Annotated in this window: 22 protein-coding genes; 13 read left to right on the forward strand and 9 right to left on the reverse strand. The window is 74.8% G+C overall.

All coding sequences use genetic code 11. The features are described from left to right. The first annotated feature begins 1 nt into the window (after nt 1). The 6 genes from atpA to HLV61_RS06690 all read left to right on the forward strand — a co-directional run bounded on the left by atpA (nt 2) and on the right by HLV61_RS06690 (nt 5,528). Entirely contained in the window at nt 2-1,633 is a 1,632-nt protein-coding gene (gene atpA, locus HLV61_RS06665) for a F0F1 ATP synthase subunit alpha (protein WP_369253604.1), read from the forward strand. A gap of 2 nt (nt 1,634-1,635) precedes the next feature. Next, entirely contained in the window at nt 1,636-2,607 is a 972-nt protein-coding gene (locus tag HLV61_RS06670; RefSeq protein WP_369253605.1) for a F0F1 ATP synthase subunit gamma, read from the forward strand. Nucleotides 2,608-2,666: 59 nt separating this feature from the next. Next, entirely contained in the window at nt 2,667-4,103 is a 1,437-nt protein-coding gene (gene atpD / locus HLV61_RS06675) for a F0F1 ATP synthase subunit beta (protein ID WP_369253606.1), read from the forward strand. Between the two features lie 250 nt (nt 4,104-4,353). Then, nucleotides 4,354-4,566, forward strand: a complete 213-nt coding sequence (locus HLV61_RS06680) for a hypothetical protein (protein WP_369253607.1) — start codon at nt 4,354-4,356, stop codon at nt 4,564-4,566. Between the two features lie 139 nt (nt 4,567-4,705). Further along, complete coding sequence (locus tag HLV61_RS06685) at nt 4,706-5,095, forward strand: F0F1 ATP synthase subunit epsilon (RefSeq protein ID WP_369253608.1); 390 nt, start codon at nt 4,706-4,708, stop codon at nt 5,093-5,095. A gap of 31 nt (nt 5,096-5,126) precedes the next feature. Then, the gene (locus tag HLV61_RS06690) at nt 5,127-5,528 is read left to right on the forward strand and encodes a DUF2550 domain-containing protein (protein ID WP_369253609.1); all 402 of its coding nucleotides are present in this window, start codon (nt 5,127-5,129) and stop codon (nt 5,526-5,528) included. 5 nt (nt 5,529-5,533) lie between these two features. Here HLV61_RS06690 and HLV61_RS06695 read toward each other — a convergent pair whose 3' ends face one another. Continuing rightward, entirely contained in the window at nt 5,534-6,136 is a 603-nt protein-coding gene (locus HLV61_RS06695; protein WP_369253610.1) for a cob(I)yrinic acid a,c-diamide adenosyltransferase, read from the reverse strand. A 57-nt stretch (nt 6,137-6,193) separates the two neighbouring features. Here HLV61_RS06695 and murA point away from each other — a divergent pair, with 57 nt between their 5' ends. After that, nucleotides 6,194-7,474: a UDP-N-acetylglucosamine 1-carboxyvinyltransferase gene (gene murA, locus HLV61_RS06700; RefSeq protein ID WP_369253611.1), complete on the forward strand. Its 1,281-nt coding sequence runs from the start codon at nt 6,194-6,196 to the stop codon at nt 7,472-7,474. 10 nt (nt 7,475-7,484) lie between these two features. On the opposite strand, the gene HLV61_RS06705 is transcribed toward murA, so the two are convergent. Further along, nucleotides 7,485-7,817 (reverse strand): hypothetical protein, encoded by a 333-nt coding sequence (locus HLV61_RS06705; protein ID WP_369253612.1) that lies wholly within the window; start codon nt 7,815-7,817, stop codon nt 7,485-7,487. A 126-nt stretch (nt 7,818-7,943) separates the two neighbouring features. Between HLV61_RS06705 and HLV61_RS06710 the strand changes: the two genes are divergently transcribed. Next, nucleotides 7,944-9,956, forward strand: a complete 2,013-nt coding sequence (locus HLV61_RS06710; protein ID WP_369253613.1) for a protein meaA — start codon at nt 7,944-7,946, stop codon at nt 9,954-9,956. Between the two features lie 75 nt (nt 9,957-10,031). Here HLV61_RS06710 and HLV61_RS06715 read toward each other — a convergent pair whose 3' ends face one another. Together HLV61_RS06715 and HLV61_RS06720 are read right to left on the reverse strand one after the other, a co-directional pair. Beyond that, nucleotides 10,032-11,228 carry a sensor domain-containing phosphodiesterase gene (locus HLV61_RS06715; protein ID WP_369253614.1) on the reverse strand — a complete coding sequence of 399 codons (1,197 nt, stop codon included), beginning with the start codon at nt 11,226-11,228 and terminating at the stop codon, nt 10,032-10,034. A gap of 60 nt (nt 11,229-11,288) precedes the next feature. After that, nucleotides 11,289-12,014 (reverse strand): YqjF family protein, encoded by a 726-nt coding sequence (locus HLV61_RS06720; RefSeq protein WP_369253615.1) that lies wholly within the window; start codon nt 12,012-12,014, stop codon nt 11,289-11,291. A gap of 58 nt (nt 12,015-12,072) precedes the next feature. Between HLV61_RS06720 and HLV61_RS06725 the strand changes: the two genes are divergently transcribed. Continuing rightward, nucleotides 12,073-12,846, forward strand: coding sequence for an enoyl-CoA hydratase-related protein (locus HLV61_RS06725; protein ID WP_369253616.1), 774 nt, complete (start codon nt 12,073-12,075; stop codon nt 12,844-12,846). A 3-nt stretch (nt 12,847-12,849) separates the two neighbouring features. Continuing rightward, nucleotides 12,850-13,539 carry a DUF6273 domain-containing protein gene (locus HLV61_RS06730; protein WP_369253617.1) on the forward strand — a complete coding sequence of 230 codons (690 nt, stop codon included), beginning with the start codon at nt 12,850-12,852 and terminating at the stop codon, nt 13,537-13,539. A 4-nt stretch (nt 13,540-13,543) separates the two neighbouring features. Here HLV61_RS06730 and HLV61_RS06735 read toward each other — a convergent pair whose 3' ends face one another. Then, nucleotides 13,544-14,383 carry a hypothetical protein gene (locus HLV61_RS06735; RefSeq protein WP_369253618.1) on the reverse strand — a complete coding sequence of 280 codons (840 nt, stop codon included), beginning with the start codon at nt 14,381-14,383 and terminating at the stop codon, nt 13,544-13,546. Between the two features lie 65 nt (nt 14,384-14,448). On the opposite strand from HLV61_RS06735, the gene nucS reads away from it, so the two are divergent. From nucS to HLV61_RS06750, 3 genes are all read left to right on the forward strand, one after another. Next, nucleotides 14,449-15,120: an endonuclease NucS gene (nucS, locus tag HLV61_RS06740; RefSeq protein WP_369253619.1), complete on the forward strand. Its 672-nt coding sequence runs from the start codon at nt 14,449-14,451 to the stop codon at nt 15,118-15,120. A gap of 75 nt (nt 15,121-15,195) precedes the next feature. After that, nucleotides 15,196-16,977: a 3-hydroxyacyl-CoA dehydrogenase family protein gene (locus tag HLV61_RS06745; protein ID WP_369253620.1), complete on the forward strand. Its 1,782-nt coding sequence runs from the start codon at nt 15,196-15,198 to the stop codon at nt 16,975-16,977. Between the two features lie 83 nt (nt 16,978-17,060). After that, complete coding sequence (locus tag HLV61_RS06750; RefSeq protein WP_369253621.1) at nt 17,061-17,297, forward strand: hypothetical protein; 237 nt, start codon at nt 17,061-17,063, stop codon at nt 17,295-17,297. 77 nt (nt 17,298-17,374) lie between these two features. Here HLV61_RS06750 and HLV61_RS06755 read toward each other — a convergent pair whose 3' ends face one another. The 4 genes from HLV61_RS06755 to HLV61_RS06770 all read right to left on the reverse strand — a co-directional run bounded on the left by HLV61_RS06755 (nt 17,375) and on the right by HLV61_RS06770 (nt 21,479). Continuing rightward, on the reverse strand, nt 17,375-18,055 hold the full coding sequence (locus HLV61_RS06755; RefSeq protein WP_369253622.1) for a class F sortase: 681 nt from the start codon (nt 18,053-18,055) through the stop codon (nt 17,375-17,377). Beyond that, nucleotides 18,052-18,933 (reverse strand): DUF4397 domain-containing protein, encoded by an 882-nt coding sequence (locus HLV61_RS06760; protein WP_369253623.1) that lies wholly within the window; start codon nt 18,931-18,933, stop codon nt 18,052-18,054. Before HLV61_RS06760 ends, HLV61_RS06755 begins: the two co-directional genes overlap by 4 nt. A gap of 118 nt (nt 18,934-19,051) precedes the next feature. Then, complete coding sequence (locus HLV61_RS06765) at nt 19,052-19,870, reverse strand: hypothetical protein (protein WP_369253624.1); 819 nt, start codon at nt 19,868-19,870, stop codon at nt 19,052-19,054. 184 nt (nt 19,871-20,054) lie between these two features. Continuing rightward, the gene (locus tag HLV61_RS06770) at nt 20,055-21,479 is read right to left on the reverse strand and encodes a hypothetical protein (RefSeq protein ID WP_369253625.1); all 1,425 of its coding nucleotides are present in this window, start codon (nt 21,477-21,479) and stop codon (nt 20,055-20,057) included. Nucleotides 21,480-21,481: the final 2 nt, after the last annotated feature.

Raw genomic sequence — 21,481 nt, forward strand, 5'->3', positions numbered from 1 at the left:
CATGGCCGAGCTGACCATCTCCGCAGACGAGATCCGCAGTGCCATCCAGAACTACGTCACCGACTACTCCCCGGACGTCTCCCGGGAAGAGGTCGGGACGGTCACCGAGGCCGGCGACGGCATCGCCCGGGTCGAGGGCCTGCCCTCGGTCATGACCAACGAGCTGCTCGAGTTCGAGAGCGGCGTCCGCGGCCTGGCGCTGAACCTCGACGTCCGCGAGGTCGGTGTCGTCATCCTCGGCGACTTCGCCGGCATCGAGGAGGGCCAGCAGGTCCGCCGCACCGGCGAGGTCCTGTCGGTGCCGGTCGGTGACGGCTACCTCGGCCGCGTCGTCGACCCGCTGGGCAACCCGATCGACGGGGGCGGCGAGATCGCCACCACCGGCCGTCGTGCCCTCGAGCTGCAGGCGCCCACCGTGGTGCAGCGGCAGTCGGTGCACGAGCCGCTGCAGACCGGCATCAAGGCCATCGACGCCATGACCCCGATCGGCCGCGGCCAGCGTCAGCTGGTCATCGGCGACCGGCAGACCGGCAAGACGGCGATCGTCACCGACACGATCATCAACCAGAAGCAGGCCTGGGAGACCGGTGACCCGGCCCAGCAGGTGCGCTGCATCTACGTCGCCGTCGGCCAGAAGGGCTCGACGATCGCGGCGATCCGCTCCTCCCTCGAGGAGGCCGGTGCGATGGCGTACACGACGATCGTCGCCGCCCCGGCGTCGGAGTCGGCCGGCTTCAAGTACATCGCGCCCTACACCGGCTCGGCCATCGGCCAGCACTGGATGTACGAGGGCAAGCACGTCCTGATCGTGTTCGACGACCTGTCCAAGCAGGCCGAGGCCTACCGCGCCGTCTCGCTGCTGCTGCGTCGCCCGCCGGGCCGCGAGGCCTACCCCGGCGACGTGTTCTACCTCCACTCCCGGCTGCTGGAGCGCTGCGCCAAGCTCTCCGACGACCTGGGCGCCGGCTCGATGACGGGTCTCCCGCTCATCGAGACCAAGGGCAACGACGTGTCGGCCTACATCCCGACCAACGTCATCTCGATCACCGACGGGCAGATCTTCCTCGAGACCGGTCTGTTCAACTCCGGGGTCCGCCCCGCCATCAACGTCGGCATCTCGGTGTCCCGCGTGGGCGGCTCGGCGCAGATCAAGGCGATGAAGTCGGTGGCCGGCCGCCTGCGGCTGGACCTGGCGCAGTACCGCGAGCTCGAGGCCTTCGCCTCCTTCTCGTCGGACCTCGACGCCTCCAGCCGGGCCACCCTCGACCGCGGTCAGCGCCTCGTGGAGCTGCTCAAGCAGGGGCAGTACCAGCCCTACCCGGTCGAGCGGGAGGTCGTCTCGCTGTGGCTGGGCACCACCGGCAAGCTCGACCGCGTCCCGGTCGGCGACGTGCGGCGCTTCGAGTCGGAGTTCCTCGACCACATCGCCCGGGCCGAGCCCGGGATCTACGACGAGATCCGCACGTCGCGGGCGCTCGGGAACGACGCGGTCAGCAGCCTCGAGCGCGCCGTCGAGGGCTACTACCGCCAGTTCACGACGACGGACGGCAGCTCGCTGCTCGACGAGCCCGAGGCCGAGGCCATGGACGCGTCCGAGCGTGGCCAGGAGCGCGTCCAGGTCAAGAAGGGCTGATCGTGGCCGGATCCCTCCGCGCGCTGCGGCGCCGCATCCGCTCCACCCAGTCGACGAAGAAGATCTTCTCGGCCCAGGAGCTGATCGCCGGCGCCCGCATCGTGCGCGCCCAGGCCCGGGTGGAGGCGTCCAAGCCCTACGCCCGGGAGATCACCCGCGTGCTGTCCGCGCTCGCGTCGTCGGCGTCGCTGGACCACCCGCTGCTCGCCGAGCGGCCGGAGGCCCGGCGGGCCGCCGTGCTCGTCGTCACCTCCGACCGGGGGTTCGCCGGCTCCTACAACGTCAACGTGCTCCGGCGCACCGAGGAGTTGCTCAGCCTGCTCCGGCAGGAGGGCAAGGAGCCGGTGCTCTACGTCGTCGGACGCAAGGGGGAGACCTACTACTCCTTCCGCGACCGTTCGATGGAGGCGACCTTCACGGGGTTCTCCGAGCAGCCGGGGTACGCCGACGCGCAGGAGGTCGGCCGGGCCCTCATCGACGCCTTCACCGCCGGGGTCGACGACGTCGACCCCGAGCCGGGCGCCGACCGGGTCCTGGGCGTGGACGAACTGCACATCGTCTACACCGAGTTCCGCTCCCTGCTCGCGCAGATCCCCGTCGCCAAGCGGATGGCTCCGCTGGAGGTCGAGGAGGTCGAGGAGTTCGACTACGAGCGCGAGGACCGGGAGACCGGCGCCGGCGGGCAGAGCAGCGTCCCGACGTCCTACGAGTTCGAGCCCTCCGCCGATGCGCTGCTGGACGCACTGCTGCCCAAGTACGTCACCACCCGCATCTACGCGGCGCTGCTCGAGGCCGCGGCCTCCGAGTCGGCCTCGCGGCGGCGGGCGATGAAGTCGGCGTCCGACAACGCCGAGGAACTGGCCAAGAACCTCTCCCGCCAGGCCAACCAGGCCCGGCAGGCCGAGATCACCCAGGAGATCAGCGAGATCGTCGGCGGCGCCGACGCGCTGGTGTCCGCCGGCGCCGACGACTGACCCTCCACCCCGCCTCTCCGGCGGGGACAACGGACCTGAGATCCACCTGAGGAGCAACCGTGACCGTCACCGAGGACCGTCCGACCACCCAGACGACCGGCCGCGTCGTCCGGGTCACCGGGCCGGTCGTCGACGTCGAGTTCCCGCGCGACGCGATGCCCGACCTGTTCAACGCCCTGCACGTCGACGTGACCCTCGCCGACCTGGGCAAGACCCTGACCCTCGAGGTCGCCCAGCACCTGGGTGACAACGTGGTCCGCACCATCTCGATGGCCCCGACCGACGGCCTCGTCCGCGGCGCGGAGGTCACCGACCTGGGCACGCCGATCAACGTCCCGGTCGGCCCGGGCGTCACCGGCCACGTGTTCAACGCGCTCGGCGAGTGCCTGGACACCCCCGGCTACGGCGCGGACCTGCCGCGCTGGTCGATCCACCGGCACGCGCCGCGGTTCGACCAGCTCGAGGGTCGCACCGAGCTGCTCGAGACCGGCATCAAGGTCATCGACCTGCTGACCCCCTACGTGGCCGGCGGGAAGATCGGCCTGTTCGGTGGCGCCGGTGTCGGCAAGACGGTGCTCATCCAGGAGATGATCCGCCGCGTCGCCCAGGAGTTCGGTGGCGTGTCGGTGTTCGCCGGCGTCGGCGAGCGCACCCGTGAGGGCAACGACCTCATCACCGAGATGACCGAGTCCGGCGTCATCGACTCGACCGCGCTGGTGTTCGGCCAGATGGACGAGCCGCCGGGCACCCGGCTGCGGGTCGCGCTCTCGGCGCTGACGATGGCGGAGTACTTCCGCGACGAGCAGAACCAGGACGTGCTGCTCTTCATCGACAACATCTTCCGGTTCACCCAGGCCGGGTCCGAGGTCTCCACGCTGCTGGGCCGGATGCCGTCGGCCGTGGGGTACCAGCCGACCCTCGCCGACGAGATGGGCGAGCTGCAGGAGCGGATCACCTCGACGCGCGGCCACTCGATCACCTCGCTGCAGGCGATCTACGTGCCCGCCGACGACATCACCGACCCGGCGCCGCACACCACGTTCGCCCACCTCGACGCGACGACCGTGCTCTCGCGGCCGATCTCGGAGAAGGGCATCTACCCGGCCGTCGACCCGCTGGACTCCACCAGCCGGATCCTCGACCCGCAGTACGTGGGACAGGAGCACTACCAGGTCGCGCAGACCGTCAAGCAGATCCTCCAGCGGTACCAGGAGCTGCAGGACATCATCGCGATCCTCGGCATCGACGAGCTCTCCGAGGAGGACAAGGTCACCGTGCAGCGCGCGCGGCGGATCGAGCGGTTCCTCTCGCAGAACATGTTCGTGGCCGAGGCGTTCACCGGTCAGCCCGGCTCCTACGTGCCGCTCTCGGAGACCCTCGAGGCGTTCAAGGCGCTCACCGAGGGCCGCTACGACCACGTGCCGGAGCAGGCGTTCTTCATGTGCGGTGGTCTCGAGGACCTCGAGCGCAACGCGGAGAAGCTCAAGCGCGGCTGAGGCTCCACCGCCGCGCGACGACGGCCGGGTGCCCCCTCGGGGGTGCCCGGCCGTCGTGCGTCCGGGCTGCGCGTGCGTGCCCGACCCGTGACGCAGTGTCGGGACCTGCCCGGGAGTGTCATCCGGAGGGGTTGATCTCCCCGCCGGGATGGGCAGTGCCCTTCCCGGCGCACCCTCAAGAGCGGGAGCGTCCCTGCCGATCGAGCAGGTGGCGCCCGGAGGGACCGGGCGTGCGGCGCAGGAGACGACGATGGACTGGCTGGATGCGACCAGCACCGACGGCACGGTGACCCGCCTGCCGGCGGGGACCGCCGACCCCGGGTGGACCTGGCCGCCGTCGGCGGTGGTGTCCTCCGTCCAGGACATCGCCTACGACACCGAGGACTGGGCGCCGGCCTCCACCGTGCGCCACCCGTGGGTGCGCGTCGGGCGCTGGACGCTGCTCTACCGCCGCGCGGCCTAGGCCCGCAGCCCGGGTGGGTGACCTCCGGGCGGCCCGCGCCGGACGCGCGCGGACCCGCGGCTAGAGTGGGGACGACCGTCGCCGTGCCCGATCCCGGCCGGCGCCCAGCACCGCCCGTCGGTGGACCCGGAGGAGTGTCGTGGCGACCCTGCAGGTCGAGTTGGTGGCCGTCGAGCGGACCATCTGGTCCGGCGAGGCCAGCATGGTCATCGCCCGCACGACCGAGGGCGAGATCGGCGTCCTGCCCAACCACGCCCCGCTGCTCGGCGAGCTCGCGGCCGGCGGCGTGGTCACCATCCGCACGACCGAGGGCCAGGACGTCGTCGCGACCGCGCACGGGGGTTTCCTCTCCGTGACCCCGCAGGGCGTGTCCATCCTCGCCGAGACGGCGGAGATCGCCTCCGAGATCGACGTCGAGCGGGCCCGCGAGGCGCTGCGCCGCGCCGAGCAGGGCGGCGACGACCCCGAGGCCCTCGCCGCCGCCCGCCGCGCGCAGTCCCGCCTGCGGGCCGCCGGACAGGGCGACTGACCCCACCGGACCGCGACCGCCCGACCCGCCGGTGACCACCGCCCTCCTCGTCCTCGCCGGGGTACTGGTCGTCGTCCTGGTGGTCGCCTTCCTGATCCGCCGCCGGTTCCTGCTCTCCGGGCTCGGCGCGGTGACCATGTGGCTGCGCCCGGCCGGGAGCTCCCGGTGGTCGGTGGGCGTGGCCTGGTACGGCGGTGACGCGCTGCTCTGGTACCGCGCGGTCTCGCTGTCGGTGCGTCCCCAGCAGCGGCTGTGCCGCACCGAGGTGCACGTGGAGAGCCGGCGGGGGCCCGGCCGCGACGACGTCGCCCTGCCCGACGACGCCGTCGTCCTCCGTTGCGACACCAACCGCGGGCCCACCGAGCTGGCCATGGACGTCTCGACCGTGACCGGGTTCCTGTCCTGGGTGGAGAGCGCCCCACCCGTCCACTAGGTGGCTCAGCGGCGCGCGGCCCGCTGGGCGTGCACGCCGCTGTGCGCCCCGGGCTCCCAGAGCACGTCGCCGTCCGGGTTGGCCTCGCGGGCGAGGATGAACAGCAGGTCCGAGAGCCGGTTGAGGTAGCGCGCGGTCTCGGCGTTGGTGCGCTCGCCGTCGGCCTCCAGCAGCGCCCACACGCTGCGCTCGGCGCGCCGCACGACCACGCGCGCCTGGTGCAGCAGTGCCGCCAGCGCCGTCCCGCCGGGCAGCACGAAGCTGGTCAGCTTCGGCAGCGCCTCGTTGTGCTCGTCGCAGGCCGCCTCGAGCCGCTCGGTGTAGGCGGCGGTCACCCGCAGCGGCGGGTGCTCCGGGTCGGGCACCACGGGCGTGCACAGGTCGGCACCGACGTCGAAGAGGTCGTTCTGCACGCCGCGCACGAGCTCGACCGTGTCGGGGGACGGCGACCCGAGCGCCAGCGCCAGGCCGAGGACGCTGTTGGCCTCGTCGACGTCGGCGTAGGCGATCAGCCGCGGATCGGTCTTGGACACCCGGCTCATGTCGCCGAGGTGCGTCTGCCCGGCGTCACCGGTCTTCGTGTAGATGCGGGTGAGCCGGACCGTCATGCCCGCAGCCTAGGACGCTGACCGGAGCCGGCCGCACGGCCGCCGTAGGGTGGCCCGGTGCAGTGCTTCGAGGTGACCGGCGGCACGGCCCTGACCGGACGCGTGCGGGTCACGGGGGCGAAGAACAGCGCCCTCAAGCTCATGGCGGCCGCGCTGCTGGCCGCCGGGCGGACGACGATCGACGAGGTCCCCGACATCCTCGACGTCGCGATCATGAGCGAGGTGCTGCGCCGCCTCGGGTGTGGCGTCACCTACGAGCGCTCCGGGAGGCCCGGCGGCGGGGGACGGGTGGTCGTCGACGTCCCGGAGGACCCCGACACCGAGACCGACTACGACCTCGTGCGCAAGATGCGCGCCTCGATCAGCGTGCTCGGCCCCCTGGTCGCCCGGCGCGGCAGCGCCCGGGTCGCCCTGCCGGGCGGTGACGCCATCGGCTCGCGCGGCCTGGACATGCACATCTCCGGTCTCGAGCGGCTCGGCGCCTCGATCCACAGCGAGCACGGCTTCCTCGTCGCCAGCGCCCCCCGTCTCACGGGCACGTCGATCTGGCTGGACTTCCCGTCGGTCGGTGCCACCGAGAACCTGCTGATGGCCGCGGTCCTCGCCGAGGGGACGACGGTCATCGACAACGCCGCGCGCGAGCCGGAGATCGTCGACCTCTGCTCGATGCTCACCGCGATGGGCGCGCGCATCGACGGCGCCGGCACGTCCACGCTGACGATCGAGGGCGTCGACTCCCTCGCCCCGGTGGCCTGCTCGACGGTGCCCGACCGGATCGTGGCCGGGACGTGGGCGATCGGGGCGGTGATGACCCGCGGCGACGTCGTCGTCGAGCGGGCCGTGCCCGGGCACCTCGCCGTCCCGCTGGACAAGCTGGTCAGCGCCGGCGCCACCGTCGAGGTGGTCGAGGACGGCATCCGGGTCGCGATGGACGAGCGCCCGCGCGGGGTCGACGTCGTCACGCTGCCCTTCCCGGGGTTCCCCACCGACCTGCAGCCGATGGCGGTCGCGCTGGCCGCGGTGTCCACCGGCACGGCCCTGATCACCGAGAACGTGTTCGAGGGCCGGTTCATGTTCGTCAACGAGCTCGTCCGCCTCGGCGCCGACGTGCGCATCGACGGCCACCACGCCGTCGTCCGCGGGCGGGAGCGGCTGTCGTCGGCCCCGGTGCTGGCCACCGACATCCGCGCCGGAGCCGGGCTCGTGCTGGCCGGGCTGCTCACCGACGGCGTGACCGAGGTGCAGGACGTGCACCACGTCGACCGCGGCTATCCCGACTTCGTCCAGCTGCTGCAGGGCCTGGGCGCCGAGATCCGGCGCATCGAGCGCCCCGACTGAAGCGTCGGATTCAGGCCGCGGGGAAGGAGGCGGCCAGCTCGCGGGCGCGGGCGGCGTCCTCCGGGAAGACCAGGACGTCGGCGCGGTGCGCCGCGGGGAACCGGATCGTCGAGCGGATCCCGGCGTCGGAGAGCACCGCGCGCAGCGCCAGTGCCGACTCCCGCCGGGACAGGGTGGCCACGCGGGTGAGCAGGCCGTCGTCGACGGGTGAGGGACGGCCGCGGCGCATGCCGCCGGTGGAGTCCCCGCCGAAGGCCCAGCGCATGAACAGCACCAGCAGCACCATCACGACGATCGCGATGACCGGCCCGGCGATGTAGCTCAGACCGCCCGGCTGCAGCATCCCGGCCCTCCTCGACGTGGGGCGCCCGGGCCCTCGCGGCCGGTCGCACGCGATCGAGTGTGCCACCGCCCGGGGTCCCGGACCGGTGCCGCTACTCGCCGGTAACGGCCCCTACACTCCGCTGGCATGCCGTTCCCTTCATCGCCGAAGGAGCGCGACCGCCCCTGGGTCATGCGCACCTACGCCGGCCACTCCTCGCCGGCCGAGTCCAACGCGCTCTACCGCCGGAACCTCGCCAAGGGGCAGACGGGCCTGTCGGTCGCGTTCGACCTGCCGACGCAGACCGGCTACGACCCCGACGACGAGCTCGCCGTCGGTGAGGTGGGCAAGGTCGGCGTCCCGGTCACGCACATCGGCGACATGCGGGCGCTCTTCGACGGCATCCCGCTCGACGAGATGAACACGTCGATGACGATCAACGCCACGGCGATGTGGCTGCTCGCGCTCTACCAGGCGGTCGCCGAGGAGCAGGGCCACGACGTCGCGAAGCTCGCGGGGACGACGCAGAACGACATCATCAAGGAGTACCTGTCGCGGGGGACCTACGTGTTCCCGCCGGGGCCCTCGATGCGGCTGATCACCGACATGGTGGCCTACACCGTGACGGCGATGCCGAAGTGGAACCCGATCAACATCTGCAGCTACCACCTGCAGGAGGCCGGGGCGACGCCGGTGCAGGAGATCGCCTACGCGATGAGCACCGCGATCGCCGTCCTCGACTCCGTGCGCGACTCCGGCCAGGTGCCGCAGGAGCGCTTCGGCGAGGTCGTCGCGCGCATCTCCTTCTTCGTGAACGCGGGCGTCCGCTTCGTCGAGGAGATGTGCAAGATGCGCGCCTTCACGCAGCTCTGGGACGAGCTGACCCAGGAGCGCTACGGCGTCCAGGACGCCCGGCACCGGCGGTTCCGCTACGGCGTCCAGGTCAACTCCCTGGGCCTGACCGAGGCGCAGCCGGAGAACAACGTGCAGCGGATCGTGCTGGAGATGCTCGCGGTCACGCTGTCCAGGGACGCCCGCGCCCGCGCGGTGCAGCTGCCGGCGTGGAACGAGGCGCTGGGCCTGCCCCGCCCGTGGGACCAGCAGTGGTCGCTGCGGCTGCAGCAGGTGCTGGCCTACGAGACCGACCTGCTCGAGTACGAGGACCTGTTCACCGGGTCGGTCGTGGTGGAGCGCAAGGTCGCCGAGCTCGTCGAGGGTGCCCGGGCCGAGATCGCCCGGGTGCAGGAGACGGGCGGGGCCGTGGCCGCCGTCGAGTCCGGCTACATGAAGGGCCAGCTCGTCGGCTCGCTCGCCGAGCGGCGCCGCCGGATGGAGAGCGGCGACGACGTCGTCGTCGGCGTGAACCGGTTCGACACCACCGAGCCCAACCCGCTCACCGCCGACCTCGACACCGCGATCATGGTGGTCGACCCGGCCGTGGAGGCCACCGCGCAGGAGGCCGTCCGGGAGTGGCGCGCCGGGCGCGACCCCGAGCCGGTCGAGCGGGCCCTGGCCGCGCTCCGCGAGGCCGCGGGCAGCGACGTCAACCTGATGGAGGCCACCCTGCAGTGCGCCCGCGCGGGCGTGACGACGGGGGAGTGGGCCGGCGTGCTGCGCGAGGTGTTCGGCGAGTACCGGGCCCCCACGGGCGTGGGCGCGGCCGCCGGCAGCGGCGAGGCCGACGAGTCGCTGGTGCGGGTGCGCGAGCGGGTGCGCGCCACCGGGGAGGAGCTCGGCGGCCGGCTGCGGTTCCTGGTCGGCAAGCCCGGCCTCGACGGGCACTCCAACGGCGCCGAGCAGATCGCCGTCCGCGCGCGCGACGCCGGGTTCGAGGTGGTCTACCAGGGCATCCGGCTCACGCCGGCGCAGATCGTGTCGGCCGCCGTCGAGGAGGACGTGCACGTCGTCGGGCTGTCGGTGCTGTCCGGGTCGCACCTGCAGGTGGTCCCCGCGGTGCTGCAGGGGCTGCGCGAGGCCGGCCTGGACGACGTCCCGGTGGTCGTCGGCGGGATCATCCCCGACAGCGACGCCCGCCGGCTGCGCGAGCAGGGCGTGGCCCGGGTCTTCACGCCCAAGGACTTCGGGCTCAACGACATCATGGGCCGGGTCGTCGACGTCGTCCGCGAGGCCAACGGCCTGGACGAGAAGGTCCCGGCTTAGTCGAAGGACCCCTGCTCCCCACCCCTCGCAGGCTCGGGGCGGTGCCCGGCAGGGGGCCGAGAGCGGCCGGGGAGGTCAATCCACTGCCACGGGGCGGCCGAACAGGTGACCCTGGCCGTAGCGGACGCCGCGGGTGAGGAGGGCGTCGCGCTCGGCCGGGGTCTCGACGCCCTCGGCCACCAGCCGGGCCCCGGTCTCGGCGGCGAAGGCCACCATCGCGGCGGTCATCGCCTGCCGCGCCGGGTCGACGTCGACCCCGCTGACCAGCGCGATGTCGAGCTTGATGGTGTCCGGGCGCAGCCGCAGGATGTGCCGGAGGCTGGCGTAGCCGGCGCCGGCGTCGTCGATGCTCAGCCGGATGCCCGCCGCGCGCAGGGGCCCGAGCGCGGCCAGGACCGGCGCGTAGTCCTCGATCGGCGAGTGCTCGGTGATCTCCACGGTGAGCGCGTCCGTGTCCGTCGCGTCCAGCAGCACCGCGGCCACCGCCGGGGACACCAGCGCGGTGGGGGACAGGTTGACCGCCAGGCGCAGCCCCCGGGGCAGCCGGTCCGCGACCCCGAGCGCCGACCGCACCGCCAGCAGCTCCAGCTCCACCCCCAGGCCCACCGCCGCCGCGTCGGCGAACAGCGTCGCCGGGCCGTCCTCGTGCCCGGGGAAGCGGGACAGCGCCTCGTGGCCCACGACCGTGCCGGTGCGCATGTCCACGACCGGCTGCACGTGCACGGTGACCGCGCCCCGTTCCAGGACCTGACGGACCCGGGTCCGGCGGGCGGCGAGCTCGGCCTCGGCGATCCCCTCCGCGGCCAGCCGGTCCCCGATCAGCTCGGCCAGCATCTCCACGGTGCGCGCCGCGGAGCCGTCGAGCTGCTCCCCGGCGTCCCGGCTGATGCAGCACAGCATCCCGACCGGCGGTCGGTCCCCCGTCCGCACCGGCGCCCCGACGTAGGAGCCGATGCCCAGCTGCCCGGTGACGGGGAGGTCGCGGGTGAGCGGGTTGCGGCCGGCCGCGGTGACCACCGGTGGCAGCTGGCCGGAGAGCACCCGCACGCAGAACGACTCCTCCAGCGGCACCGACATGCCCTCGGAGACGTGCATCGCGTCCAGCTCGCCGGTGGCCGAGGCGATCTCCTGGCGGCTCTCGGTGAACACCGACAACCACGCGACGTCCATCCCGAGCCGGGCGCGCGCGAGGTCCAGCAGGCGGTGCACCCAGTCGTCGGCGCGGTCGGCGGTCGGCACGGCGGCGGTCGCGGCGGACCGTGGTGCTGCCACGGGGCACATCCTCGCGGCTGGGGGCGCGCTTGCCCAGATGGTGCGGAACGGCCCCGTACGTCAGAGCCGGGGGCCGAAGCGGACGTCGACGCCGGGGGAGAAGAGCACGCTGTCGGGCGGGCCCTCGACGCCGGGCAGGCCGGCCGCGGCCAGCAGGTCGCCGTCCCAGGTCAGCAGCTCCGCGCGGTGTAGCGGCCAGGCCGGGTGCTCGTTGGGCCAGTAGCGGGTGCGGCCGAAGGCGGTCTGGTGCAGTCCCCAGCGGCCGGTGAGGAACCGCTCGACCGGGCCCGGATCGGTCAGCCGCGGGCCCACGCGCAGCTCCATGCGGCCGCCGGCGCCCCGCGGCCCCGGCCAGCGCCGGCGGGAGGTGTAGGTCAGCACGTCGCCGTCCCGGTCGAACCGCATCCGCGACCACAGGTACGGCAGTCCCGCGGCCCGGGCGACGAGCACCGGCAGCAGCCGGTCGGCGTCCAGGGACCGGAAGACGACGCCGCGGCGGCCCCGGGCGTCCACGGAGTACAGCCGCACGTTGGTCTCGAGGAAGGAGCCGACCCAGGGCAGCCCCGGCAAGCCGAGGACGCCGATGCGGCGCATGCGGAAGGGCACCAGCCCGGCCCAGGTGCGCCCGTCCGGCGTCGTGTCCGGCCGGGTGCCCGGGGGCAGCAGCGGCGCGACCACGGCGGGGTCGAGCGCCCAGTGCACGAACGCGACGTCGCGCCAGCCCTGGCTGAACAGCGTCCGGCCGGCGGGACGCGGCGCGGTGTCGGTGACCTCCTCGGCGTCCACCACCCCAGCGTCCCAGTGCCGTTGCCGCCGGACCGCCGGGCGTGGTGAGGTCGGCCACATGACCGCAGAGGGTGCGCCCCGCGTCGAGCGGGACGGCGACGTCGTCCGCATCACCATGTGCCGCCCGCAGCGGCGCAACGCGCTGTCCCGCGAGCACCTGGGGCAGCTGCTGGCCGCCGTCACCGACGCCGGGCGGAGCGACGCCACCGGCATCGTCCTCGGCGCGGAGGGGCCGGTGTTCAGCGCCGGGCACGACTTCGCCGACGTCCTCGACGCGCCGGTGGCCGACGTGCGCAGCCTCCTGGCGCTGTGCACCGAGCTGATGGCGACACTGCAGGAGGTGCCGCAGGTCGTCGTCGCCCGGGTGCACGCCCTGGCCACCGCGGCCGGCTGCCAGCTGGTCGCCTCGTGCGACCTCGCGGTGGCCGCGGAGTCGGCCGGCTTCGCCGCCCCGGGCGGCAAGGGCGGCTGGTTCTGCCACACGCCGATGGTCGCCATCGCCCGCAACGTCGGCCGCAAGCGCGCCATGGAGCTCGCGCTGACCGGCGACGTCATCGACGCACGGACGGCGCTGGACTGGGGACTGGTCAACCGCGTGGTGCCCGACGACGGGCTCGACGCCGCCGTGGACGAGCTGATGGCCCGGGCCACGCGCGGGTCGCGGGCGAGCAAGGCGTGGGGCAAGCAGACGATGTACGCCCAGCTCGACCGGCCCGAGCGGGACGCCTACGCCGTCGCCGTCGAGGTGATGGCCGGCGCCAGCCAGCTCGACGGCGCCCGCGAGGGCATGCGGTCGTTCCTGGAGAAGCGCCGGCCGGTCTGGACCGACTAGGGCGTGCCGGTCGCGCACGCCCTCCGGGACGCCCGGCCCGGGGACCTCGTCGAGTTCGGCCGGTACCCCCAGCGGGCCGACGGCGCCGACAGGACGCCGGTCTCGTGGCTGGTGCTGGCGCGCAGGGGCGACGAGGTGCTCCTCGTCAGTGCCCGCGTCCTGGACTGCCGCCGCTGGCACGACGAGCCGGCCGAGACGACGTGGCGCGACTCGTCGATGCGGCGGTGGCTGGACGGGACCTTCCTCCCGCGGGCCTTCTCCGACGCCGAGCGGGAGCTCCTCGTCCCGCACCGGTGCGACGACGACGGGGACGGGACGCCCGACACCGTCGACCGCGTGTTCCTGCTCGGCGTGCGGGAGGTCCGGTCGCTGACCCACCCCGGACGTGGGGACGGTGTGGACCGCCGGGCCGTGGCCACCCCGTTCGCGGTGCAGGAGAAGGGCGACGGCTGCCGCCTGTACGTCTACGACAAGGGCGTGGAGGAGGACCACCTCCTCGTCGACGGGGAGCGGCGCGGGTGCTCGTGGTGGTGGCTGCGGAGCCAGCCGCAGGCGCGGGGCGGAACCGCCTCGCGAGCCGCGTTCGTCGGCGCCCGGGGCGACGTCAAGAGCTACGGCCGGGTCGACCGGTCCCGGATCGGGGTGCGGCCGGCCGTCGCGCTCGACGCCTCCCTCGCGCTCGGGTCGCGGTAGCCGACTAGCCGCCGAGGTCGGCGCAGCCGGACTCGTGGGGGAGGACCGGCCGGAAGGCGACCGACCAGCGGGCACCGTCGGGCGTGACCCACGGCGTCTGGACGTTGGCCGAGGCCGCCGCCGCGAGGACGTCGGCCGCCTGCTGCCCGGTGGCGCTCACGCAGGTGATCCCCGCGCCCAGCGGCGTGCCGGGAAGCTCCGGCCCCGGCCAGGCGACGTCGGGCTGCGGCAGTTCCGGGTCGCCGCCGCTGTGCGGCTGCACGACGGCGGCGACCGTCTGCGGCACGTAGGCCTCGGCCGGGCCCGCCATCAGGCCGGTCAGCTCGTCCTGCAGGTCACGCAGCCGACCCCGCGCCTCGACCTGCGCGGGAGTCAGCGTGTCGTCGGGGGTCTCGCCGAGGGCGTACACCTCGCGCACCGTCGTGCCCTCGCCCGTGCTCAGCGTGAACCGGGTGGTGGGGGCGTCGGCCACCGGCGGCTCGCCGAGGTCGCCCTCCTCGGTCACGCCGGCCTCGACCGCGCGGTCGACGAGGTCGCGCACGGTGGCCTCGTCGACCCGCTGCACCTGCACGCTGGGCAGCGCGGGCGAGGGCCAGATCTCGATCTGCGCGCCCTGGGTCACCACCCGCCCGTCGCCGTAGACGGTGACCAGCGGCAGCCGGGTGGCCAGCTCCTCCGGCGAGGTGAACCCGCCGGTGTACGCGATCTGGAGGACCAGCCCCGAGGGGAGCGGGCCCGCCGGGGACGACGGCGAGCCCGCGTCGGCGCCGTCCTGCGCGCACCCGGCCAGGGTCAGGGCGCACGCCAGGAGTGCGGCCGCGCGCGCCGTCGACGTCGTCGTCACGGTCCTGCCACGCGGAACCGGGCTCGGCGGTTCCCGTCGTGACCCGACCGGTACCGTCGGCGCCCGTGCGCCTGGTCATCGCCCGTTGCTCGGTCGACTACATCGGGCGGCTGACCGCCCACCTGCCCATGGCCCCGCGGCTGCTGCTGGTCAAGGCCGACGGCTCGGTGTCGGTGCACGCCGACGACCGGGCCTACAAGCCGCTGAACTGGATGAGCCCGCCGTGCACGCTGAAGGACGAGCTCGTCGACGGCGCGGGGACCTGGACGGTCACCAACAAGGCCGGTGAGCAGCTGGTGATCACCATCGAGTCGGTCGAGCACGACTCCGCGCACGAGCTCGGCGTGGACCCCGGCCTGCAGAAGGACGGCGTCGAGGCCGAGCTGCAGCGGCTGCTCGCGATGCACGTGGAGACCTTCGGGCAGGGGTGGCAGCTCGTCCGCCGCGAGTACCCGACGGCCATCGGCCCGGTCGACCTGCTCTGCCGGGACGCCGACGGGCGGACCGTGGCCGTGGAGATCAAGCGGCGCGGGGAGATCGACGGCGTCGAGCAGCTGACCCGCTACCTCGAGCTGCTCAACCGCGACCCGCTGCTCGCGCCGGTGAAGGGCGTGTTCGCCGCGCAGGAGATCAAGCCCCAGGCGCGGGTGCTGGCCACCGACCGCGGCATCGACTGCGTGACCGTCGACTACGCCGTCCTCAAGGGCACCGACGACCCCTCGCAGCGCCTCTTCTGAGCGCTACCCACCGGTAGCCCGCCCCGCGCGGAGTGGGAGACTCCGGACGTCCAACGGACGGGAGGAGATGGCAGCGTGGCCAGAGAACTGACCGAGGTCGGCGTGGTGGGGCTCGGCACCATGGGTGCGGGCATCGCCGAGGTGCTGGCCCGCGCGGGCCTGTCGGTGACCGCCGTCGAGATCAGCGAGGACGCCCTGGCCCGCGGTCGCGGCCACGTGGACCAGTCGACGGACAAGGCCGTCTCGCGCGGCAAGCTGGAGCCGGCCGAGCGCGACGCCATCCTCGGGCGGATCCGCTTCAGCACGTCGCTGGAGGACCTGTCCGCGGCCGAGCTGGTCATCGAGGCCGTGCCCGAGCGGATGGAGCTCAAGACCGAGCTCTTCGCGAAGCTGGACACGATCTGCCCGCCGGACACGATCCTCGCCACCAACACCTCGAGCCTGTCGGTGACGGAGCTGTCGGTGGCCACCGGCCGCCCGAGCAAGGTCATCGGGATGCACTTCTTCAACCCGGCGCCGGTCATGAAGCTGGTCGAGGTCGTGCGCACGGTCGTCACCGAGCCCTCGGTCATCGAGGACGTCGAGGCGCTGGCCGAGCGGCTGGGCAAGGTCGACGTGACCATCGGCGACAAGGCCGGCTTCATCGCCAACGCGCTGCTGTTCGGCTACCTCAACCACGCCGTCTCGATGTACGAGAACCGCTACGCCAGCCGCGAGGACATCGACGCGGCCATGCGGCTGGGCTGTGGCCTGCCCATGGGCCCGCTGGCCCTCATGGACCTCATCGGCATCGACACCGCCTACGAGATCCTCGACACGATGTACAAGCAGTCGCGCAACCGGCTGCACGCGCCCAGCCCGGTCATCAAGCAGATGATGACCGCGGGCCTGCTGGGCCGGAAGTCCGGCCGCGGCTTCTACACCTACGCCACCCCGGGCTCGGCCGAGGTCGTCGCCGACGAGCACACCCCCTCGGCCGGCGGCGCCGCCGAGGGCGCCCGCCCGGTCTCGCTGGTCGGCGTCGTCGGCTCCGGGACGATGGCCACCGGCATCATCGAGGTCGTCGCCAAGGGCGGCTACGACGTGCTGTTCCAGGCCCGCTCCCCGGAGAAGGTGGAGGCGGTCACCGCGGCGCTGCGCAAGTCGCTGGACAAGCAGGTCGCCCGCGGGCGTCTCGACGAGGCCGGCCGCGACGACGTCCTCGGCCGGGTGCGCGGTACCACGTCGCTGGACGACTTCGCCGACCGCGACCTGGTCATCGAGGCCGTGGTCGAGTCACTGCCGGTCAAGCAGGCGCTGTTCGCCGCCCTCGGGGAGATCGCCAAGCCCGGCGCCGTGCTCGCCACGACGACGTCGAGCCTGCCGGTCATCGAGTGCGCCAAGGCCAGCGAGCGCCCTGCGGACGTCGTCGGCCTGCACTTCTTCAACCCCGCGCCGGTGATGAAGCTGGTCGAGGTGGTCAGCACCATCGCCACCGCCCCCGACGTGGCCGCCACCGCGCACGCCGTCTGCGCGCAGCTGGGCAAGCACGCGGTCTCCTGCACCGACCGCGCCGGGTTCATCGTCAACGCGCTGCTGTTCCCCTACCTCAACGACGCGGTGAAGATGCTCGAGGCGCACTACGCGACCGCCGACGACATCGACGCCGCCATGAAGGTCGGCTGCGGCTACCCGATGGGCCCGTTCGAGCTGCTCGACGTCGTGGGCCTGGACGTGTCGCTGGCGATCGAGCGGGAGCTGTACACCGAGTTCCGGGAGCCGGGCTTCGCGCCGGCGCCGCTGCTCGAGCACCTGGTCACCGCCGGCTACCTGGGGCGCAAGACCGGCCGCGGGTTCCGGGACTACTCGCGGCGCTGAGGTGCCGCTGCGTGTCTCGTAGGGGACGACGGAGCAGCGGGGGGCGGCCGGGTGGTCGCCCCCCGCTGTCGCGTCCCGACGCGGTGGAGGAGGCCGCCGACGGCGACTGGGTCGTGCGGCGGGTGACCGGGGCGGCGACCGGCAAGACCTACCGCTGCCCGGGCTGTGACCAGGAGATCCACCCCGGGACGCCGCACGTGGTCAGCTGGCCGGCCTACGCCCGCGACTCCGACCTCGAGCCGTGGGACACCGGCTCCGCCGCCGACTGGCGCCGCCACTGGCACGCCGCCTGCTGGCGGGCGAGGGACCGCCGCCGCTAGACGAAGGACCTCCCTGCCCCCACCACTCGCAGGCTCGCGGCGGGCCCCTGCAGGGAGGCCGCCCGACCGGAGGAGGCCTACGTCATCCGGGCGAACACGACGACGTTGTCCTCGTAGCTGCGCGCCGAGCGGTCGAAGTCGCCGCCGCAGGTGACCAGGCGCAGCTGTGCGTCCGCCGTCGGCCCGTAGACGGCGTCGGTGGGGAAGGCGTCCTTCGGGTGCCGCTCGACCCGCGTGACGGTGAAGGTCGCGGTGCTGCCGTCGGCGCGGTCGACCAGCACCCGGTCCCCGTCGGTGAGCTCGCCCAGGCGGGAGAAGACGGCCGGCCCCCGGACGGAGTCCACGTGCCCGGCGAGGACCGCGGGGCCGACGTCGCCCGGGGCCGGGCCACCGGCGTACCAGCCGGCCGTGGCGTCGTCCGTGGGTGCCTGGAGCGCCCCGGTGGCGTCGAGCCCGAGGTCGACCAGGCCGCTGTCGAGCCCGATGGCCGGCACCCGGACCCGGGTGGGCGGCACGGCCGTCGGGGCGGGCTGCTCGGCCAGCACGACGGGCCCCGGGACGGGAGCCGCGACGGGAGCCGAGGCCGCGGCCGTGCCGGCGGCGGCCCGGGGGTCGGGAGCCGGCCAGGTCAGGGCGACCGCCCCGGCCGCCAGCACGAGGACGGCGAGGACCAGTCGCAGGACGCCCAGCCGGGTCCGGCGGGGAGCGCGGTGCCGCGACCGGCTCCCCATGGCGCGGTGGCGGGGCGCCCGGGTCACCGGCGCCGGCGCCCGGCGGCGTGCCGCCCCGGCACCCGGGCCGCGTGGGTCCGCGTGGTGAGCAGGAACAGCCCGGCGCCCCCCGCGAGCACCACGCCCGCGGCCGTGGCTGCGAGAGGCAGCGCCGGGGAGCCCGCCGTGCCGCCCGCCGTGCCGCCCGCGCCGGCCTCGACGCCCCCGGAGGGCACCACGCCGGGGCTCGCGGCGTCCAGCGCGGCCCGGACGGTCAGCCCCCCGCCGGGGCGGTCCAGCACCAGCACGCTGTAGACCGAGCCCGCGGCGACCTGCACGGGCAGCTCGGTGGCCTCGCCGCCCTCCGGCGTCACGGTGACCGACGTGGCCCCCGCGGGGACGTCGACGTATCCGGTCGTGTCGGCGAAGGCGAGGTCGGTGGCGACGGCCGGCCCGCCCGGGACCGCGACGTCGAGGCTCTGCGCACCGGCCGCCGCGGCGACGACCCGCAGCCGTGCGCTGCCCGCCGGTGGCGGGGTCAGGTCGTCCTCGAGCACCTCGAGGCCGAGGTCGGCGAAGGGACCGACGCCGGCGACCGTGCGCGCGCTGTCCGCGCCGACCTCCACCGTCGTGGACAGCACCGGCGGGCTGGCCGGGTCGGCGCCGGCTCCGCGCATGCTGATCGCGTAGGTGCCGGGCGGCACGGACTGGTACTCCGAGACCGTGCCGTAGCCGACCGCGGGGAACACCTGCCCGGCGGCGGGGTCGGCGACCGAGTCGACGTAGACGTCGACGGCGGGGGTGTCGGGGGACAGGTGCGCCAGCCGGAGCAGCCCGCCCTCGTCGGCGGTGGCCGTCGTCATCGGCAGCCCGGCGAGGGCCGCCGTCACGGCCACCACCGTGAGGACCCGGCTCGTCCTGGTCACGCGCGCCTCCGGTGCAGGTCGGATCCCGCGGCCGGTGCCGCAGGGTCGTCGGGGGATCACCCAACGTCTACCTCGTCCTGGCCGGACCCGCATCCGGGAGGTGCCGCCGGGCGCGCCGTCAGCCGGTGGCGGCGCTCACCGTCGCGCCGGGGGCCGAGACGTAGCGGAAGGACACCAGCACCCCGGCGCCGGTCACCTCGACGTCGTCGGGCGCGAAGGGCGGCAGCTGGGCCGCCAGCCAGGTCAGCAGCCGGTCGGTGGCCGCCGGGTCGCCGGGCACCGGGGCGTCCCCGACGGCGTCGACGAGGACCCGGCGGGCCAGCAGCGCCGTGCCCTCCTCCCCGGGCAGCGGGGGGAACGCGGCGATGCCGACGCCGTCGGAGGCGGTGACGGCGGCCAGCAGGCTCAGCAGCCGCTCGTCGACGGCGGCGTCCCGCAGCACGGCCCCGGCCGCGCCGTCGGCACGGGTGGTCGGGTTGGCGAGCAGCGCCCGGGCGAGTGACTGCCGGCGGGCGAGCTCCCCGGCGGTCGGCTCGCCCGGTGCGGGGTCGACCACGAGCAGCCTGCTGCCGTCGCCGGTCCGGTCGAAGGCGGCCACGACCCGGGACCCCTCCGGGGCGGTGCCGACGACGGCCAGCAGCGCGCCCACGGGGACGCCTCCCTCGGCGGGGAGGAGCCGGTCGGCCGGGACGCCCGCGTCCGCGAGCTCACCCCGCACGGCGGCCGAGGCGGTCACGTCGGTCGCCTCCGGCAGCGCCGCGTCGAGCCACGCGGCCACCGGACCGGCGGCGGGGCCGCTGTCCGGAGTGGGGGCCGGGGACGTCGCGGGCGGCGACGGGTCCGCGGCGCGGGGCTCGTCCTCGCCGAGGGTGGCCGGCAGCAGCCCGGCGCCGCCCACCAGGACGGCCAGCCCCAGGGCGAGCAGGGACCCGCGCACGGCCGGACGGCGCAGGCCCGAGGGCCCGGCGCGGTGGCGGTGCCGGTCACGTCGGCGGTCCCGGCGCCGCCCAGGGACGACCCGCGCGGCCGGACCGGCGGCGTCCGGTCCGGCGGCGTCTGGCACGTGTCCTACCTACCGCGCCGTGGTGCGCGGCGCGCGGGCAGGACGGGGGAGCAGGAGGTCAGCGGTGCCCGGGGACGGCGGCCTGGCCGCCGGTGTCGGTGGGGTGTCCGGCCCCGACGGCGCGCTGCACGGCGGTCGGCGGGCCGTCGGCCTCCGGAGCGCCCTCCGACGGCTGCGGCAGGCGCGAGGACCCACCGGCGTGCCGGCCCTGCTCCTGGCCCGCGTCGTGCACCGGCCGGATCTGCTGCGTCTCGGTGGGGGAGGGATCCGCGGGCCGCGACGGCGCGGAGCCCTGCGCCGCCTGCTGCGGCACCGCAGGCTGGGTCGGCGGCGACTGCGGCCGGGTGGGCTGCCGGGCGGCCGCGGCCTCACCGGCGGCGGCCCCACCCGCGGGGGTCCCGGCGGGACGGCCGTGCGGGGTCGGCCGCGGCGGCAGCGCCTGCCCGCCGGTCTGCGGACCGACCGCGCGCTGCATCCCCGTCTGCGGCCCGACGGCGGGCTGCACCAGCGTCGGCGGCTCCCCGGCGGGGCGGCCGACCGCCGGCTGCACCACCGTCTGCGGGCCCTGGGCCTCGCGTCGGGCCGCGGGCTGGTCCTGGGGGCTCGGAGCGGGAGCGGCCGGCTGCTGCGGCGCGGCGGCCGGGCGCGTGCCCTGCTGCGGCTGCTGGGACGGCGGCTGCGGGCGGTCGGCCAGCTCGGGCAGTGCGGACAGCACGCGACGGGCCTCGGTGAGGCGGGCGGTGAGCTCGTCGCGCACCCGGCGGACGGCGGCGGCGGAGGCCTCGGCCTCACCGACGACGGCGGCCGCGTGCGCCTGGGCCGCGGCGACGCGCTCCTGTGCGGCCCGCACCGACTGCTGGTCGCGCTCCTCCTCGATGCGGGCGGCCTCGGCGCGGCGGGCGCGCTGCGCGATCTCGAAGTCCTCCTCGATCTTGGCGCGGCGGGCCTGCGACTCGGCGTCGAGCCGGGCGACCTTCTCCTGCGCCTTGGACACCAGCTCGTCGGCGCGGATCTGCGCCTTGCTGGCGATCTGCTCGGCGTTCTGGCGGGCCTCGGCGAGCATCCGCTCCACCTCGGCCTGGCCGGCCGCGTGCCGCTCGAGCATCGAGCGCTCCTCGGCGGCGGTCTGCTCGCGCAGCGCCCGGGCCTCCTGCTCGGCGGTCGCGCGGATCTCGGCGGCCTCCTCCTCGGCCAGCCGCAGCATGTGCGAGATGCGCTCGCTCATGTTCTCGAACGTGGCCGGGCCCTGGTTGGCGGCCTTGCGGCGCAACTGGTCGATCTCCGCGTGCATGGCCGAGAGCTGGCCGGCGAGGTCGCTGACGCGGCCGGCGGCGGCGTCGCGGTCGGCGAGGGCGACCCGGATGTCGGCCTCGAGCCGCTCGATGGTCTCGGCCACCTGGTGGCGGTCGTAACCCCGCAGCACCACGTCGAACGAGTGCTGGGCCTCGCGCATCGGCAGCAGGTCGCGGCGGGGATCGGTCATGC

Source organism: Geodermatophilus amargosae (assembly GCF_041028265.1).
GTDB lineage: Bacteria > Actinomycetota > Actinomycetes > Mycobacteriales > Geodermatophilaceae > Geodermatophilus > Geodermatophilus amargosae_A.